Annotated in this window: 11 protein-coding genes; all 11 read left to right on the forward strand. The window is 61.5% G+C overall.

Translation table 11 applies throughout. The features are described 5' to 3' along the window. Positions 1–54 precede the first annotated feature (54 nt). The gene (locus KGA89_RS05910) at positions 55–231 is read left to right on the forward strand and encodes a hypothetical protein (RefSeq protein ID WP_003176118.1); all 177 of its coding nucleotides are present in this window, start codon (positions 55–57) and stop codon (positions 229–231) included. Next, the gene (locus KGA89_RS05915) at positions 215–3,169 is read left to right on the forward strand and encodes a sensor histidine kinase (RefSeq protein WP_181819118.1); all 2,955 of its coding nucleotides are present in this window, start codon (positions 215–217) and stop codon (positions 3,167–3,169) included. The genes KGA89_RS05910 and KGA89_RS05915 overlap by 17 nt, the downstream gene beginning before the upstream one ends. 22 nt (positions 3,170–3,191) lie before the next feature. After that, positions 3,192–4,622 carry a sigma-54-dependent transcriptional regulator gene (locus KGA89_RS05920; protein ID WP_223470891.1) on the forward strand — a complete coding sequence of 477 codons (1,431 nt, stop codon included), beginning with the start codon at positions 3,192–3,194 and terminating at the stop codon, positions 4,620–4,622. Between the two features lie 715 nt (positions 4,623–5,337). Then, complete coding sequence (locus KGA89_RS05925; RefSeq protein ID WP_003205647.1) at positions 5,338–6,735, forward strand: polynucleotide adenylyltransferase PcnB; 1,398 nt, start codon at positions 5,338–5,340, stop codon at positions 6,733–6,735. 3 nt (positions 6,736–6,738) lie between these two features. Next, positions 6,739–7,224, forward strand: coding sequence for a 2-amino-4-hydroxy-6-hydroxymethyldihydropteridine diphosphokinase (gene folK / locus KGA89_RS05930; protein ID WP_223470892.1), 486 nt, complete (start codon positions 6,739–6,741; stop codon positions 7,222–7,224). A 363-nt stretch (positions 7,225–7,587) separates the two neighbouring features. Further along, complete coding sequence (gene panB / locus KGA89_RS05935; RefSeq protein WP_223470894.1) at positions 7,588–8,388, forward strand: 3-methyl-2-oxobutanoate hydroxymethyltransferase; 801 nt, start codon at positions 7,588–7,590, stop codon at positions 8,386–8,388. Further along, on the forward strand, positions 8,385–9,245 hold the full coding sequence (panC, locus tag KGA89_RS05940; protein ID WP_223470896.1) for a pantoate--beta-alanine ligase: 861 nt from the start codon (positions 8,385–8,387) through the stop codon (positions 9,243–9,245). The genes panB and panC overlap by 4 nt, the downstream gene beginning before the upstream one ends. Positions 9,246–9,429: 184 nt before the next feature. Further along, positions 9,430–9,810, forward strand: coding sequence for an aspartate 1-decarboxylase (gene panD, locus KGA89_RS05945; protein ID WP_003205654.1), 381 nt, complete (start codon positions 9,430–9,432; stop codon positions 9,808–9,810). A gap of 341 nt (positions 9,811–10,151) precedes the next feature. Beyond that, the gene (gene pgi, locus KGA89_RS05950) at positions 10,152–11,816 is read left to right on the forward strand and encodes a glucose-6-phosphate isomerase (RefSeq protein ID WP_003205656.1); all 1,665 of its coding nucleotides are present in this window, start codon (positions 10,152–10,154) and stop codon (positions 11,814–11,816) included. A 223-nt stretch (positions 11,817–12,039) separates the two neighbouring features. After that, positions 12,040–13,977, forward strand: coding sequence for an acetate--CoA ligase (acs, locus tag KGA89_RS05955; protein WP_223470898.1), 1,938 nt, complete (start codon positions 12,040–12,042; stop codon positions 13,975–13,977). Positions 13,978–14,074: 97 nt separating this feature from the next. Next, complete coding sequence (locus tag KGA89_RS05960; RefSeq protein WP_038856236.1) at positions 14,075–15,091, forward strand: class I SAM-dependent rRNA methyltransferase; 1,017 nt, start codon at positions 14,075–14,077, stop codon at positions 15,089–15,091. Positions 15,092–15,149 lie beyond the last annotated feature (58 nt).

Consider the following 15,149-nt stretch of genomic DNA (forward strand, 5'->3'; position numbering starts at 1 on the left):
CCGTTACCATCGCCGCACGTTTTTTGGGCACGCGCATAAATTAGAGAGGCCGGGATGTATATCTATCGCTTGGTCCTGCTCCTGGTAGTGGGGATTTATCTGTTCTCCCCGGCCATCATGGATTGGTGGATCGATGCCACGGGTGCCTGGTATCGGCCGTATCTGCTCTGGCTGATCCTGATTGTCGTGACCTTCATCCTGCAGAGCCAAAAAGATGCCGATGAGCTTTAGCCTGACCCAGATGGTCCTGATCAGCGCCGCCTACCTGGCAGTGCTGTTCGGCGTAGCCTGGATCAGCGAACGAGGCATGATCCCCCGGGCGATCATCCGCCACCCGTTGACCTACACCCTGTCGCTGGGTGTCTATGCCAGCGCATGGGCGTTCTATGGCACGGTCGGGCTGGCCTATCAGTACGGCTATGGTTTCCTCTCCAGTTACCTCGGCGTATCGGGCGCGTTCCTGCTGGCGCCGGTGTTGCTCTATCCGATCCTGAAAATCACCCGCACCTACCAACTGTCGTCGCTGGCCGACCTGTTCGCCTTTCGCTTTCGCAGCACCTGGGCCGGCGCGCTGACCACGATCTTCATGCTGGTCGGGGTACTGCCGCTGCTGGCCCTGCAGATCCAGGCCGTGGCCGACTCCATCAGCATACTGACCCGCGAGCCGGTGCAGCACCGGGTGGCGCTGAGCTTCTGCGTACTGATCATCCTGTTCACGATTTTCTTTGGTTCCCGACACATCGCCACACGGGAAAAACACGAAGGCCTGGTGTTCGCCATCGCTTTCGAATCAGTGATCAAGCTGATTGCCATCGGTGGTGTCGGTCTCTATGCCCTGTACGGCGTGTTCGACGGCCCACAACAGCTGGAAGTGTGGCTGCTGCAGAACCAGACAGCCCTCGCCGCCCTGCATACGCCCTTGCAGGAAGGCCCATGGCGCACGCTGTTGCTGGTGTTCTTCGCATCGGCCATCGTGATGCCGCACATGTACCACATGACCTTTACCGAAAACCTCAACCCGCGCTCGCTGGTAAGCGCCAGTTGGGGCCTGCCGCTGTTCCTGCTGCTGATGAGCCTGGCGGTACCGCTGATCCTCTGGGCCGGCTTGAAGCTGGGCGCCAGTACCAATCCGGAATACTTCACCCTGGGTATCGGCATCGCCGCCAACAGCAAGGCCCTGGCGTTGCTGGCCTATGTCGGCGGCCTGTCGGCGGCCAGCGGCTTGATCATCGTCACCACGCTGGCATTGTCGGGCATGGCCCTCAACCACCTGGTGCTGCCGCTCTACCAGCCACCGGCCGAAGGCAATATCTACCGCTGGCTGAAATGGACACGGCGGGCGCTGATCGTCGCGATCATCATGGCCGGCTACGGTTTTTACCTGATGCTGGGTGAGGGACAGGACCTGGCCAACCTGGGCATCGTCGCCTTCGTTGCCACCTTGCAGTTCCTGCCCGGCGTGCTGTCGGTGCTGTATTGGCCGACCGCCAACCGCCGTGGCTTCATCGCCGGCCTGTTGGCAGGGATCCTGGTGTGGCTGGTCGCGATGCTGTTGCCGCTGATGGGCAACCTGCAGGGCTTCTATATTCCGCTGCTGAACATGATCTACGTGCTCGACGACACCAGTTGGCATATGGCGGCCATCGCCTCTTTGGCGGCGAACGTGCTGATGTTCACCCTGATCTCGCTGTTCACCAACGCCAGCAGCGAAGAGGCCAGCGCCGCCGAAGCCTGCGCGGTGGACAACGTCCGCCGCCCGCAGCGCCGCGAGCTGCACGCCGCCTCGCCCCAGGAATTCGCCACGCAACTGGCCAAGCCCTTGGGCGCCAAGGCCGCGCAAAAGGAAGTCGAACAGGCCCTGCGCGACCTCTACCTGCCCTTCGATGAACGTCGCCCGTATGCTCTGCGTCGCCTGCGGGACCGGATCGAGGCCAACCTGTCCGGCCTGATGGGCCCCAGCGTGGCCCAGGACATGGTCGAGACATTCCTGCCCTACAAGGCCGGCGGCGAGAACTACGTCACCGAAGACATCCACTTCATCGAAAGCCGCCTCGAGGATTACCATTCGCGCCTCACCGGCCTTGCCGCCGAATTGGACGCCTTGCGCCGTTACCATCGCCAGACCCTGCAGGAACTGCCGATGGGTGTGTGCTCCCTGGCCAAGGACCAGGAAATCCTGATGTGGAACAAGGCCATGGAAGAACTGACCGGGATCGCGGCCCAGCGCGTGGTCGGTTCACGCCTGAGCACCCTGGGCGAGCCGTGGAAAGGCTTGCTGCAAGGCTTCATCGACCTGCCGGACGAGCACCTGCACAAACAGCACCTGGCCCTCGACGGCCAGACCCGTTGGCTGAACCTGCACAAGGCGGCGATCGACGAGCCGTTGGCGCCGGGTAACAGCGGCCTGGTGCTGCTGGTCGAAGACCTGACCGATACCCAGATGCTCGAAGACAAGCTGGTCCACTCCGAACGACTGGCAAGCATCGGCCGGCTGGCCGCCGGGGTGGCCCACGAAATCGGCAACCCGATCACCGGCATCGCCTGCCTGGCGCAGAACCTTCGCGAAGAGCGCGAGGACGACGGCGAGCTGACGGAAATCAGCGGCCAGATCCTCGAACAGACCAAGCGCGTGTCGCGCATCGTCCAATCGCTGATGAGCTTCGCCCATGCCGGCGGTCACCAGCACAATGACGAGCCCGTCTGTCTGGCCGAAGTGGCCCAGGATGCCATTGGTCTGCTGGCGCTCAACCGGCGCAATTTCGAGGTGCAATTCTTCAACCTGTGCGATCCGGACCATTGGGTCGATGGCGACCCCCAGCGGCTCGCGCAGGTGTTGATCAACCTGCTATCCAACGCGCGGGACGCCTCACCGGCCGGCAGCGCGGTGCGGGTCAAGAGTGAAGCCTTCGAACACACGGTCGACCTGATCGTCGAAGACGAAGGCAGCGGTATCCCACAGAACATCATGGACCGATTGTTCGAACCTTTCTTCACCACCAAGGATCCTGGCGAAGGCACCGGTCTGGGCCTCGCACTGGTCTATTCCATCGTTGAAGAGCATTATGGACAAATCACCATCGACAGCCCGGCCGATGTACAAAGCCAACGCGGCACCCGTATCCGGGTGACCTTGCCGCGTCATGTCGAAGCGACGTCCGCTGTGAACTGAGACCGTCGAGAGAATCGAATCAATGCCGCACATTTTGATCGTCGAAGACGAAACAATTATCCGCTCCGCCTTGCGCCGCCTGCTGGAACGCAACCAGTACCAGGTCAGCGAAGCCGGTTCAGTGCAGGAAGCACAAGAACGTTTCAGCATTCCCACGTTTGACCTGATCGTCAGCGACCTGCGCCTGCCTGGCGCCCCGGGTACCGAGCTGATCAAGCTCGGCCAGGGCACACCCGTGCTGATCATGACCAGTTACGCCAGCCTGCGCTCGGCGGTCGACTCCATGAAAATGGGTGCGGTGGACTACATCGCCAAACCGTTCGACCACGACGAGATGCTCCAGGCCGTGGCCCGCATCCTGCGTGACCGACAGACGGCGACCAGTAACCCGGCGGAACCCGCCGGCAAGGCCAGTGCCTCGGCGAAAGCCGGCGCCAGCAACAATAATGGCGAAATTGGCATCATCGGTTCCTGCCCGCCCATGCAGGACCTGTACAGCAAGATCCGCAAGGTGGCACCGACCGACTCCAATGTCCTGGTCCAGGGCGAGTCCGGTACCGGCAAGGAGCTGGTAGCCCGTGCCCTGCACAATCTGTCACGCCGGGCCAAGGCGCCGATGATCTCGGTGAACTGCGCGGCGATCCCGGAAAGCCTGATCGAGTCCGAACTGTTCGGTCATGAGAAAGGTGCGTTCACCGGCGCCAGCGCCGGGCGCGCAGGCTTGGTGGAAGCGGCGGACGGCGGCACGCTGTTCCTCGATGAAATCGGCGAGTTGCCGCTGGAAGCCCAGGCGCGGTTGCTGCGGGTGCTTCAGGAAGGCGAAATCCGCCGGGTCGGCTCGGTGCAGTCGCAAAAAGTCGACGTCCGCCTGATCGCGGCTACCCACCGTGACCTCAAGAGCCTGGCGAAGATCGGCCAGTTCCGCGAAGACTTGTATTACCGCTTGCACGTGATCGCCTTGAAGCTGCCCGCCCTGCGCGAGCGTGGCGCGGACGTCAATGAAATCGCCCAGGCATTCCTGGCTCGCCAGAGCGCGCGGGTCAACCGCACCGACCTCAAGTTCGCCCCGGACGCCGAGCAGGCCATTCGTCATTACGCCTGGCCGGGTAACGTTCGCGAGCTGGAAAACGCGGTCGAGCGGGCGGTGATCCTGTGCGAGAGCCCGGAAATCTCGGCCGACCTGCTGGGCATCGACATTGAACTGAGTGACCTGGACGACGAAGAGTTCATCGGCCTGGCCCCGCAACAGGGCGGCGCTGCCAACAACAGCCACGAACCCACCGAAGACCTGTCCCTGGAGGATTACTTCCAGCATTTCGTCCTGGAACACCAGGACCACATGACCGAGACCGAACTGGCACGCAAGCTGGGCGTAAGCCGCAAGTGCCTGTGGGAACGTCGCCAGCGCCTGGGAATTCCACGGCGCAAGACCGGAGCGACCAGTGAAAGCTGAGGTGTGGGGGTAACACAGCTGAATGTGAAAAAACTGTTACCTCAGCTTTTTCACGTAACAGAAGCCGGGGTTTACGGTAACGAAACCCCGGCTTTTTTTCGCCCCGAAAAAATGGTTATAACCCTAGAACCCCCGGTTTCGCTGGGCCTCGCAAAAGTTGGCACGCACCCTGCTATAGCTTTGGTACAAGAACAATAACAAGCAATGCAAAAGACAATAAAAATAAGACGAATCGACTCACGCACAATAAAAACAAGACGGCGAGAGGCGCAGCTAACTGATTCTTTTGGAGAGGCGTTGTATTTGGGGCTTGCCCCACAACCAGGCCGAGAACAATAAAAACTGTCTCAAGACAGGTGCCTGAACTGGTTGGATCGATAGATCACTGCAACACAGCGACCAAAGCAATCCGTTTGCTCTTGGCTCCCGATTGGGAGGGTCACGAAGGGAAAACCTCGTGACGCGGGCACTCAACAAAAACAAGAAGCCCGAAACCAATAATAAAAATAGAGCACGTAACTAATTCTGGGGGAGCTTCGGCTCCCCTTGTGGTTTCTGTCGTTCCGCCTCCCCGCAGCCTACAAGGCTTGTCTCTGAAGCTTGCAGCTCTAAACTGCTCCGTCCTACACCATCCCTCGACTAAATGCTAGAATCTCGGCCCATCATGCGGTCATTCTTCGTTTTTGGCCGAATATTCCTTCAAACAGTGCATCCCATGCTGAAGAAGCTGTTCCAGTCATTCCGTTCTCCCTTGCGTCGTACGCAACACATTCGCAGCACGCCTGAAGTGCTCAACAGCGGCCAGCATTCACTGCAAAAGGCCCAGTTCAGCCGTTATGCGGTGAACATCGTCGAACGTTTGCAGAACGCCGGTTACCAGGCTTACCTGGTCGGTGGCTGCGTGCGCGACATGCTGCTCAACATCACCCCCAAGGATTTCGACGTCGCCACCAGCGCCACGCCGGAACAGATACGGGCCGAATTTCGCAATGCGCGGATCATTGGCCGGCGCTTCAAGCTGGTCCACATTCACTTCGGCCGCGAAATCATCGAAGTGGCGACCTTCCGCGCCAATCATCCGCAAAACGATGAAGAGGAAGACAGCAACCAGTCTTCCCGCAACGAGAGCGGGCGCATCCTGCGCGATAACGTCTACGGCACGCTGGAAGAAGATGCGCAACGCCGCGACTTCACCATCAACGCCCTGTATTACGATCCGGTCAGCGAGCGCATCCTCGATTACGCCAACGGCGTACACGACATTCGCAATCGCCTGATCCGCCTGATTGGCGACCCCAAGCAGCGCTACCAGGAAGACCCGGTGCGAATGCTGCGGGCCGTGCGTTTCGCCGCCAAGCTGGATTTCGGCATCGAAAAACACAGCGCCGTGCCGATTCGCGAACTGGCGCCGATGCTGCGGGAAATCCCTTCGGCGCGCCTGTTCGAGGAAGTGCTCAAGCTGTTCCTGTCGGGCAACGCCGCAGACACCTTCGAGATGCTGGTGGACCTGCAGTTGTTCGATCCGCTGTTCCCCGCCAGTGCCGAGGCCCTGGAGCACAACCCGACCTACACCCACACCTTGATCAGCGAAGCACTGATCAACACCGACCTGCGCATCAAGCAGAACAAGCCGGTGACGCCTGCGTTCCTGTTCGCCGCGCTGCTCTGGCCTGCCCTGCCGGCCCGGGTGTTGCGCCTGCAAGAGCGTGGCATGCCGCCGATCCCGGCGATGCAGGAAGCTGCCCACGAGCTGATCGCCGAACAGTGCCAGCGCATCGCCATTCCAAAACGCTTCACGATGCCGATCCGCGAGATCTGGGACATGCAGGAACGCCTGCCACGGCGCAGCGGCAAACGTGCCGACCTGCTGCTGGACAACCCGCGTTTCCGCGCTGGCTACGACTTCCTGCTGCTGCGTGAAAGCGCGGGCGAGCAGACCGATGGCCTGGGCGAATGGTGGACCGATTACCAGGACGCCAACGACAGCGAGCGCCGCGACATGATTCGCGAACTCAGCGGCAAGGATGAAGGCGCCAGCGGCCCGCGCAAGCGCCGTCGCAGCAGCGGTGCCAAGCGCAAGCGCGCCGGTGTACCGAGCGCATCGGGCGAGTAATCGATGGAACGCATCTACATCGGCATGGGCAGCAACCTGGCCGAACCCGCCGAACAATTGCGCAGTGCCATCCAGGCGCTGGCGCAATTGCCCGATACCCAACTGGTGGGGGTCTCGGCGTTTTATCAAAGCGATTCCCTGCTGCCCGGCCAGCCGCGCTACACCAACGCGGTGGCGGCGCTGGACAGCCGCCTGGCACCGCTGGACCTGCTCGATGCGCTGCAAGCCATCGAAACCGGGCAGGGTCGAGAACGCCTGGAACGCTGGGGCCCGCGCACCCTGGACCTGGATATTCTGCTGTTCGGCGATCGGCTGATCGACGAGCCTCGCCTCAAGGTCCCCCACTACCACATGCAGGCCCGGGCCTTCGTGCTGTACCCACTGGCCGAATTGGCGCCCGCCGACCTGCGCCTGGCCGATGGACGCTTGCTCAAGAACCTCCTCGCAGCGTGTCCATTCGCCGGTCTGGAACGCTTGCCTCCAAACTGATGCAAATCCCCTGTGGGAGCGAGCTTGCTCGCGATAGCGGTGTAGCAATCGACATTTATATTGACTGGCCCGCCGCCATCGCGAGCAAGCTCGCTCCCACAGGATCCGGGACCCGGCAGTCAGATCCGAAACACGCCTCTACGCTGAAACGCATCAGTAACCCCGGTAACACCCGGCGGTAACACATCCAATTGACTTCCCGAGAGCTCCTCACGACTATAGGCGTCCCGATGCCGCCAACGCGGCGTTTAAAGGGCGCAATCCAGGCCTTACAAGCACCACACATAGAGGGTGCGCCTGTATAGATGACGATTCATGCGCGTTACTCGCAGTAGCTCAAGAGCGCCTAATGAGGACTTTTTCATGCCAGCTATTACCCTGACCACGCTGCAAGGTCTCAAGCAAAAAGGTGAGAAAATCACCATGCTGACCTGCTATGACGCAACTTTCGCCCACGCCTGCAATGAGGCCGGTGTCGAAGTGTTGCTGGTGGGCGATTCCCTCGGCATGGTGCTGCAAGGTCACGACAGCACGCTGCCGGTGACCACCGCCGAGATGGCCTACCATGTGGCCGCCGTCAAACGCGGTAACACCGATGCACTGATTCTCGCCGACCTGCCATTCATGGCCTACGCCACCCTTGAACAAACCATGACCAACAGCGCCATGCTGATGCAGGCCGGTGCCCATATGGTCAAGGTCGAGGGCGCGTTGTGGCTGGCCGATTCGATTCGGCTGCTGGCCGAGCGGGGTATCCCAGTGTGCGCGCACATGGGACTGACCCCACAATCGGTCAATGTCCTCGGTGGCTACAAGGTCCAGGGCCGCAATGAGAACCAGGCGCGGCAGATGCGCGCCGATGCGATTGCGCTGGAGCAGGCTGGCGCGGCGATGTTGCTGCTCGAATGCGTGCCCAGCGAGTTGGCGGAAGAAATCACCCAGGCGGTGAAGATCCCGGTGATTGGGATCGGCGCCGGCCACGCCACCGACGGCCAAGTGCTGGTACTGCACGACATGCTCGGGCTGTCGATCACCGGTCGCGTGCCCAAGTTCGTGAAAGACTTCATGGCAGGGCAAACGTCCATCCAGGGTGCCCTGAGTGCCTATGTCGCTGAGGTCAAGGCCGCGACCTTCCCTGGCGCCGAGCACGGGTTTTCTGCATGAACACCGTCAAAACCGTACGCGAACTGCGGGCCGCCGTGGCCCGTGCCCGCGGCGAAGGCAAACGCATCGCCTTCGTGCCGACCATGGGCAACCTGCACAGCGGCCACGTGGCGCTGGTCACCAAGGCCGCGCAACGGGCCGACTTCGTGGTGGCGAGCATTTTCGTCAACCCCCTGCAATTCGGTGCCGGCGAAGACCTGGACAAATACCCCCGCACCCTGGCGGCCGACCAGGAGAAACTGCTCCAGGCCGGCTGCCATCTGTTGTTCGCGCCCAGCGTCGAGGAGATGTACCCCGACGGCATGGCCGGGCAGACCCGGGTCAGCGTCCCGCAATTGTCCGAAGGCTTGTGCGGCGCCAGCCGTCCAGGGCATTTCGAGGGTGTGGCGACGGTGGTCAGCAAGCTGTTCAACATGGTCCAGCCTGACCTGGCGGTGTTTGGCCAGAAAGACTACCAGCAACTGGCAGTGATCCGCGCACTGGTCCATGACCTGAACATGCCGATCCAGATTATCGGCGAGCCGACCGTTCGCGCCGAGGACGGCCTGGCGCTATCCTCGCGCAACGGCTTCCTCAGCCCGGATCAACGTGCCGTCGCGCCCGTGGTCTATCGCGTCCTGAGCCAGATCGCCGAGGCCATCAAACAGGGCCGACGAGATTTTCCGGCGCTGATCGGCGAGCAGCTCAAGCAACTCGAAGCCGCCGGCCTGCGTCCCGATTACCTGGAAATCCGTCACGCCAAGACCTTGCGCCCGGCATTGAGCGAGGACCGTGACCTGGTGATTCTGGTGGCGGCCTTCCTGGGCACCACGCGCCTGATCGACAACCTGCACCTGGACCTCGACATACCCGCCTAAGCATCACAAAACCCTGTGGGAGCGAGTTTGTTCGCGATAGCAATCTGTCAGCCAGCCTATCGGTCAACTGAGCCACCGCTATCGCGAGCAAGCTCGCTCCCACATGGGTCCTGCGGTGTTATTGCCGCCTCGGCAGGCTTCAGGCAGACTGCCCGCCGTTCGGACCCGACCAGAGGAAAAATTCATGCACGCCATCATGCTCAAGGCCAAGCTGCATCGCGCCGAAGTCACTCACGCAGTGCTCGATTACGAAGGCTCCTGCGCCATCGATGGTGAGTGGCTGGACCTGTCGGGGATTCGCGAGTACGAACAGATCCAGATCTACAACGTCGACAACGGTGAGCGCTTCACCACCTACGCCATCCGTGGCGAGGAAGGTTCGCGGATGATCTCGGTGAACGGCGCTGCAGCGCACAAGGCCAAGGTCGGTGATCGTGTCATCATCTGCGCCTATGCCCACTACAGCGAAGCCGAACTGGTCAACTTCAAGCCGCGCATGCTGTACATGGCGCCAGGCAACGAATTGAGCCACACCAGCAATGCCATTCCGGTCCAACTGGCCTGATCGAAACACCTGCGTCACCACTTTCCCCTGTGGGAGCGAGCTTGCTCGCGATGGCGGCGGGCCAGTTGATACAGATGCCGACTGACACACCGCTATCGCGAGCAAGCTCGCTCCCACAGTAAGCAATCTGCGTTTCCGTTTGTCGGACCTTTCCCACCCAGTTGTATAAAAAAGTACCGGGAACCGGTCAGACAAAGTCAAGACAGATCGCAACGCGAGGTTTACTGTATTCGCCCTGCGTCCGGCGATCATGTCGATGCAGTGTCCGGACGCCCACTTCGAGCCGCGCCGGAATTTTTAGTGTACAAAAGGTCGTTCAAGTAAAAAGGAAACCCGCAGCGATGGCGTATTACCGAACCCCTCATGACGTGACCGCTCTGCCAGCCTGGCAAGCGCTGAATGACCACCGCAAAGCCATGCAGGATTTCAGCATGCGCGAAGCGTTCAATGCCGATCCGCAGCGTTTTACTCAATTCACCCTGTCGAGCTGCGGCCTGTTTCTCGACTACTCGAAAAACCTGATCAACGCCCAGACCCGCGACCTGCTGGTGGGCCTGGCCAACGAAGTCGACCTCAAGGGCGCGATCAAGTCGCTGTTCGAAGGCGAAATCGTCAACGCCTCGGAAAACCGCCCTGCCCTGCACACCGCCCTGCGTCGGCCGGTGGGCGACAAGCTGCTGGTCAACGGCGTCAACGTGATGCCGGACGTGCACAAAGTGCTGAACCAGATCACCGACCTGGTGGGCCGCATTCACGACGGCCTGTGGCGCGGCTACACCGAAAAGCCCATCACCGACGTGGTGAACATCGGCATCGGTGGTTCTTTCCTCGGCCCGGAGCTGGTGTCCGAAGCGCTGTTGTCCTACGCGCAAAAAGGCGTTCGCTGCCACTACCTGGCGAACATCGACGGCAGTGAGTTCCATGAACTGACCATGAAGCTGCGCGCCGAGACCACGCTGTTCATCGTCTCGTCGAAATCCTTCAACACCCTCGAAACCCTGAAGAACGCCCAGGCCGCCCGCGCCTGGTACCTGGCCCAGGGTGGCTCAGAAGCGGAGCTGTATCGCCACTTCATCGCCGTATCGAGCAACAACGCCGCCGCCGTGGCCTTCGGCATCCGCGAAGAAAACATCTTCCCGATGTGGGACTGGGTCGGCGGGCGTTACTCGCTGTGGTCGGCCATCGGCCTGCCGATCGCCCTGGCCATCGGCATGTCGAACTTCAAGGAATTGCTCTCCGGGGCCTATTCCATGGACCAGCATTTCCAGAGCGCCCCGTTCGAACAGAACATGCCGGTGCTGCTGGCACTGCTGGGCGTGTGGTACGGCAACTTCTGGGGTGCGCAGAGCCATGCGATCCTGCCGTACGACCACTACCTGCGTAACATCACCAAGCATTTGCAGCAATTGGACATGGAATCCAACGGCAAGAGCGTGCGCCAGGACGGTACCCCGGTGTCGACCGACACGGGCCCGGTCATCTGGGGCGGCGTCGGCTGCAACGGTCAGCACGCTTACCACCAGTTGCTGCACCAGGGCACCCAGTTGATCCCGGCCGACTTCATCGTGCCGATCGTCAGCTTCAACCCGGTTTCCGATCATCACCAGTGGCTGTACGCCAACTGCCTGTCCCAGAGCCAGGCACTGATGCTCGGCAAGACCCGCGCCGAAGCCGAAGCCGAGCTGCGGGACAAGGGCGCCAGCGAAGAAGAGGTGCAGAAACTGGCCTCCCACAAGGTGATCCCGGGCAACCGTCCGAGCAACACCCTGGTAGTCGAACGCATCAGCCCGCGTCGCCTCGGCGCGCTGGTAGCGCTGTATGAACACAAGGTGTTCGTGCAGAGCGTGGTCTGGGGCATCAACGCCTTCGACCAATGGGGCGTGGAGCTGGGCAAGGAACTGGGTAAGGGCGTCTACAACCGCCTGGTGGGTAGTGAAGAAAGCCTGGCCGAAGATGCTTCGACCCAGGGCTTGATCAACTACTTTCGCGGACGCCACCGCGGCTGATCCCTGGGTTTGCATTCCCCCTGTGGGAGCGGGTCTTGTGGGAGCAAAGCTTGCTCGCGATAGCGGTCTGATATCAACCTATGCATTGAATGAGACGGCGTCATCGCGAGCAAGCTTTGCTCCCACGAGGCTCGCTCCCACAGTTGCTTTGTGCATGACTTGAACCCCCAGGCGACTGGGCGCATCTTTATGACTTGTCGCAAAACAAGAATAAGGAACCGTCATGTTCGATATCAGCCAGTACCCCCAAGCCGATGCCGTCCGCCGGGCTGCGCAACTGAGTCAGGACGAGTACACGCGGCTCTATAAAGAATCCATCGAACACCCCAGCGCCTTCTGGGCCGAGCAGGCCACGCGCTTTCTCGACTGGATGACGCCCTGGCAAACCGTCCAGCGCTATGACCTCAAGAACAGCGATGCGACCTGGTTCGCCGGTGGCAAGCTGAACGTCAGCGCCAATTGCATCGACCGTCACCTGCAAACGCGCGGCGACCAGACGGCAATCATCTGGGAAGGCGACAACCCCGCCGAATCGGCAGAAATCACCTACAAAAAACTTCACAACCATGTGTGCCGCCTGGCCAACGTGCTGAAAAGCCGTGGCGTGAAGAAAGGCGACCGGGTCTGCATCTACATGCCGATGATCCCCGAGGCCGCCTACGCCATGCTCGCCTGCACCCGCATCGGCGCCGTGCATTCGGTGGTGTTCGGCGGTTTCTCACCGGACTCGCTGCGCGACCGGATTCTCGACGCCGACTGCCGCACCGTGATCACGGCGGACGAAGGCGTGCGCGGCGGGCGCTTCGTACCGCTCAAGCGTAACGTCGACAAGGCCCTGGAAAGTTGCCCGAACGTCAGCACCGTGCTGGTGGTCGAGCGCACCCAGGGTGAGGTGGGCTGGGTTGAAGGCCGCGACCTGTGGTACCACCAGGCCATGCACGAGATGAGCGACGACTGCCCACCGGAACCGATGGACGCCGAAGACCCGTTGTTCATCCTCTACACCTCCGGCAGCACTGGCAAACCCAAGGGCGTGCTGCACACCACGGGCGGTTATCTGCTGCAAGCGGCGATGACGTTCAAGTACGTGCTCGATTACCGCGACAACGAAGTGTTCTGGTGCACCGCCGATGTCGGCTGGGTCACCGGCCACAGCTACATCGTCTATGGCCCGCTGGCCAATGGCGCCACCACGCTGATCTTCGAGGGCGTGCCGAGCTACCCGAGCAGTTCGCGCTTCTGGCAGGTGATCGACAAGCATCAGGTCAACATCTTCTACACCGCACCGACCGCCCTGCGCGCGCTGATGCGCGAAGGTGCCGGACCGTTGCAGGAAACGTCCCGCAAAAGCCTGCGACTGCTCGGCACCGTTGGTGAGCCGATCAACCCGGAGGCGTGGGAATGGTATTTCAACACGGTAGGCGAACAACGCTGCCCGATTGTCGACACCTGGTGGCAGACCGAGACCGGCGGCATCATGCTCAGCCCGTTGGTGAGCGCCCCACGGCTCAAGCCAGGCTGCGCCACCCGGCCGATGTTCGGCGTGCAACCGGTCTTGCTGGATGAAGTGGGCAAGGAAATCAGCGGTGCCGGCAGCGGCGTACTGGCGATCAAATCCAGTTGGCCCGGGCAGATTCGCAGCGTCTACGGCGATCATCAACGCATGGTCGACACCTACTTCAAACCCTACCCCGGCTATTACTTCACCGGCGACGGCGCGCGCCGCGACGAAGATGGCGACTACTGGATCACCGGGCGCATCGACGATGTGATCAACGTCTCCGGGCATCGCATCGGCACCGCCGAAATCGAAAGCGCCCTGGTGCTGCACGACAACATTGCCGAAGCGGCGGTCGTCGGTTATCCCCACGACCTCAAGGGCCAGGGCATCTATGCCTTTGTCACGCCGATGAACGGTGTGGACGCCAATGACGAGCTGAAGAAGGAATTGCTGGCCCACGTCAGCAAGGAAATCGGCAGCTTCGCCAAACCGGAACTGATCCAGTGGGCGCCGGCGTTACCCAAGACCCGTTCGGGCAAGATCATGCGGCGCATCCTGCGCAAGATCGCCTGCAACGAACTCGATAGCCTCGGCGATACCTCGACCCTGGCCGATCCAAGTGTGGTGGAGGGGCTGATCGACAAACGCCTCAATCGCTGAGGCTTCCCTGTGGGAGCGAGCTTGCTCGCTCCCACAGGGACCACGCCAGCCAGAACTGCTAAACTTCCGCGCCTCATTTCTCTAAGGCGCGCCCGGCATGTCTTCCTTGAATCAGGCGCTGCGCGCCGCCCTCGACCAGCGTCAGGAGCTGCTCGGCCAACTGCACCAGCAAGGCACCGACTGCTATCGCCTGTTCCATGGCAGCCAGGAAGGCACCCCCGGCCTGACCATCGACCGCTACGGCCCGCAACTGCTGGTACAGAGCTTCCATCAGTCGCTGGAGCGCGACGACCTGCTGCAACTGCATGCCATTGTCAACGAACGGCTGGGACTGGAGACTTTGTTGGTCTACAACGACCGCGCCCGGGGCAATTCGCGCGTCGACCGCCAGGACACCGTCTATCAGGCGGACGAGGCCGCCCTGCAAGACCTGGTCGGGCATGAATGGGGCTTGAATTATCGCGTACGCGGTCGCCATGCCGGGCAGGATCCACTGCTGTTTCTCGACCTGCGCAACGCCCGAGGCTGGGTCAAGGCACACAGCCGCAACAAAAGCGTGCTGAACCTGTTCGCCTACACCTGCGGCGTCGGCCTGAGCGCCGCGGCCGGTGGTGCGCGGGAAGTGTGCAACCTGGACTTCGCCGAAGGCAACCTGGCGGTGGGCCGCGAAAACGGCCTGCTCAACCCCGATTTGCCGCCGATGGAATTCGTGCAGTCGGATTACTTTCCGGCGATCCGCCAACTGGCCGGCCTGCCCATCAGCCAGCGGCGCGGGCAGAAACTGCCTAGCTACGTGCGCCTGGAACAACGCCAGTACGACCTGGTGCTGCTCGACCCACCGGCCTGGGCCAAAAGTGCGTTCGGCACCGTCGACCTGTTGCGCGACTACCAAAGCCTGCTGAAACCGGCGCTGCTCACCACCGCCGACAATGGCGTGCTGATCTGCTGCAACAACCTGGCAAAAGTGCCCATGGACGACTGGCGCGAGCAGGTGCTGCGTTGTGCGGAAAAAGCCGGTCGCCCGGTACGCGAGTGGAGCGTGCTGACGCCCGGCAGCGATTTCCCCTCCCGGGACCAGCAGCCGCCGCTCAAGACTTTGGTGCTCCAGCTCTAAGCCAGACTCAGAATTCTTACTCGAAAAACGGACAATTCTCATAAATCACAGTGGCTTC

It is taken from the genome of Pseudomonas sp. A-RE-22, assembly GCF_019956035.1.
GTDB lineage: Bacteria > Pseudomonadota > Gammaproteobacteria > Pseudomonadales > Pseudomonadaceae > Aquipseudomonas > Aquipseudomonas brassicacearum.

What these genes read in the sequence shown, in the direction of transcription:
- KGA89_RS05960 (WP_038856236.1), top strand. Translation starts at nt 14,075, where the DNA reads ATGTCTTCCTTGAATCAGGCGCTGCGCGCCGCCCTCGACCAGCGTCAG.
- panD (WP_003205654.1), top strand. Translation starts at nt 9,430, where the DNA reads ATGCACGCCATCATGCTCAAGGCCAAGCTGCATCGCGCCGAAGTCACT.
- pgi (WP_003205656.1), top strand. Translation starts at nt 10,152, where the DNA reads ATGGCGTATTACCGAACCCCTCATGACGTGACCGCTCTGCCAGCCTGG.
- panB (WP_223470894.1), top strand. Translation starts at nt 7,588, where the DNA reads ATGCCAGCTATTACCCTGACCACGCTGCAAGGTCTCAAGCAAAAAGGT.
- acs (WP_223470898.1), top strand. Translation starts at nt 12,040, where the DNA reads ATGTTCGATATCAGCCAGTACCCCCAAGCCGATGCCGTCCGCCGGGCT.
- KGA89_RS05910 (WP_003176118.1), top strand. Translation starts at nt 55, where the DNA reads ATGTATATCTATCGCTTGGTCCTGCTCCTGGTAGTGGGGATTTATCTG.
- folK (WP_223470892.1), top strand. Translation starts at nt 6,739, where the DNA reads ATGGAACGCATCTACATCGGCATGGGCAGCAACCTGGCCGAACCCGCC.
- KGA89_RS05915 (WP_181819118.1), top strand. Translation starts at nt 215, where the DNA reads ATGCCGATGAGCTTTAGCCTGACCCAGATGGTCCTGATCAGCGCCGCC.
- panC (WP_223470896.1), top strand. Translation starts at nt 8,385, where the DNA reads ATGAACACCGTCAAAACCGTACGCGAACTGCGGGCCGCCGTGGCCCGT.
- KGA89_RS05920 (WP_223470891.1), top strand. Translation starts at nt 3,192, where the DNA reads ATGCCGCACATTTTGATCGTCGAAGACGAAACAATTATCCGCTCCGCC.
- KGA89_RS05925 (WP_003205647.1), top strand. Translation starts at nt 5,338, where the DNA reads ATGCTGAAGAAGCTGTTCCAGTCATTCCGTTCTCCCTTGCGTCGTACG.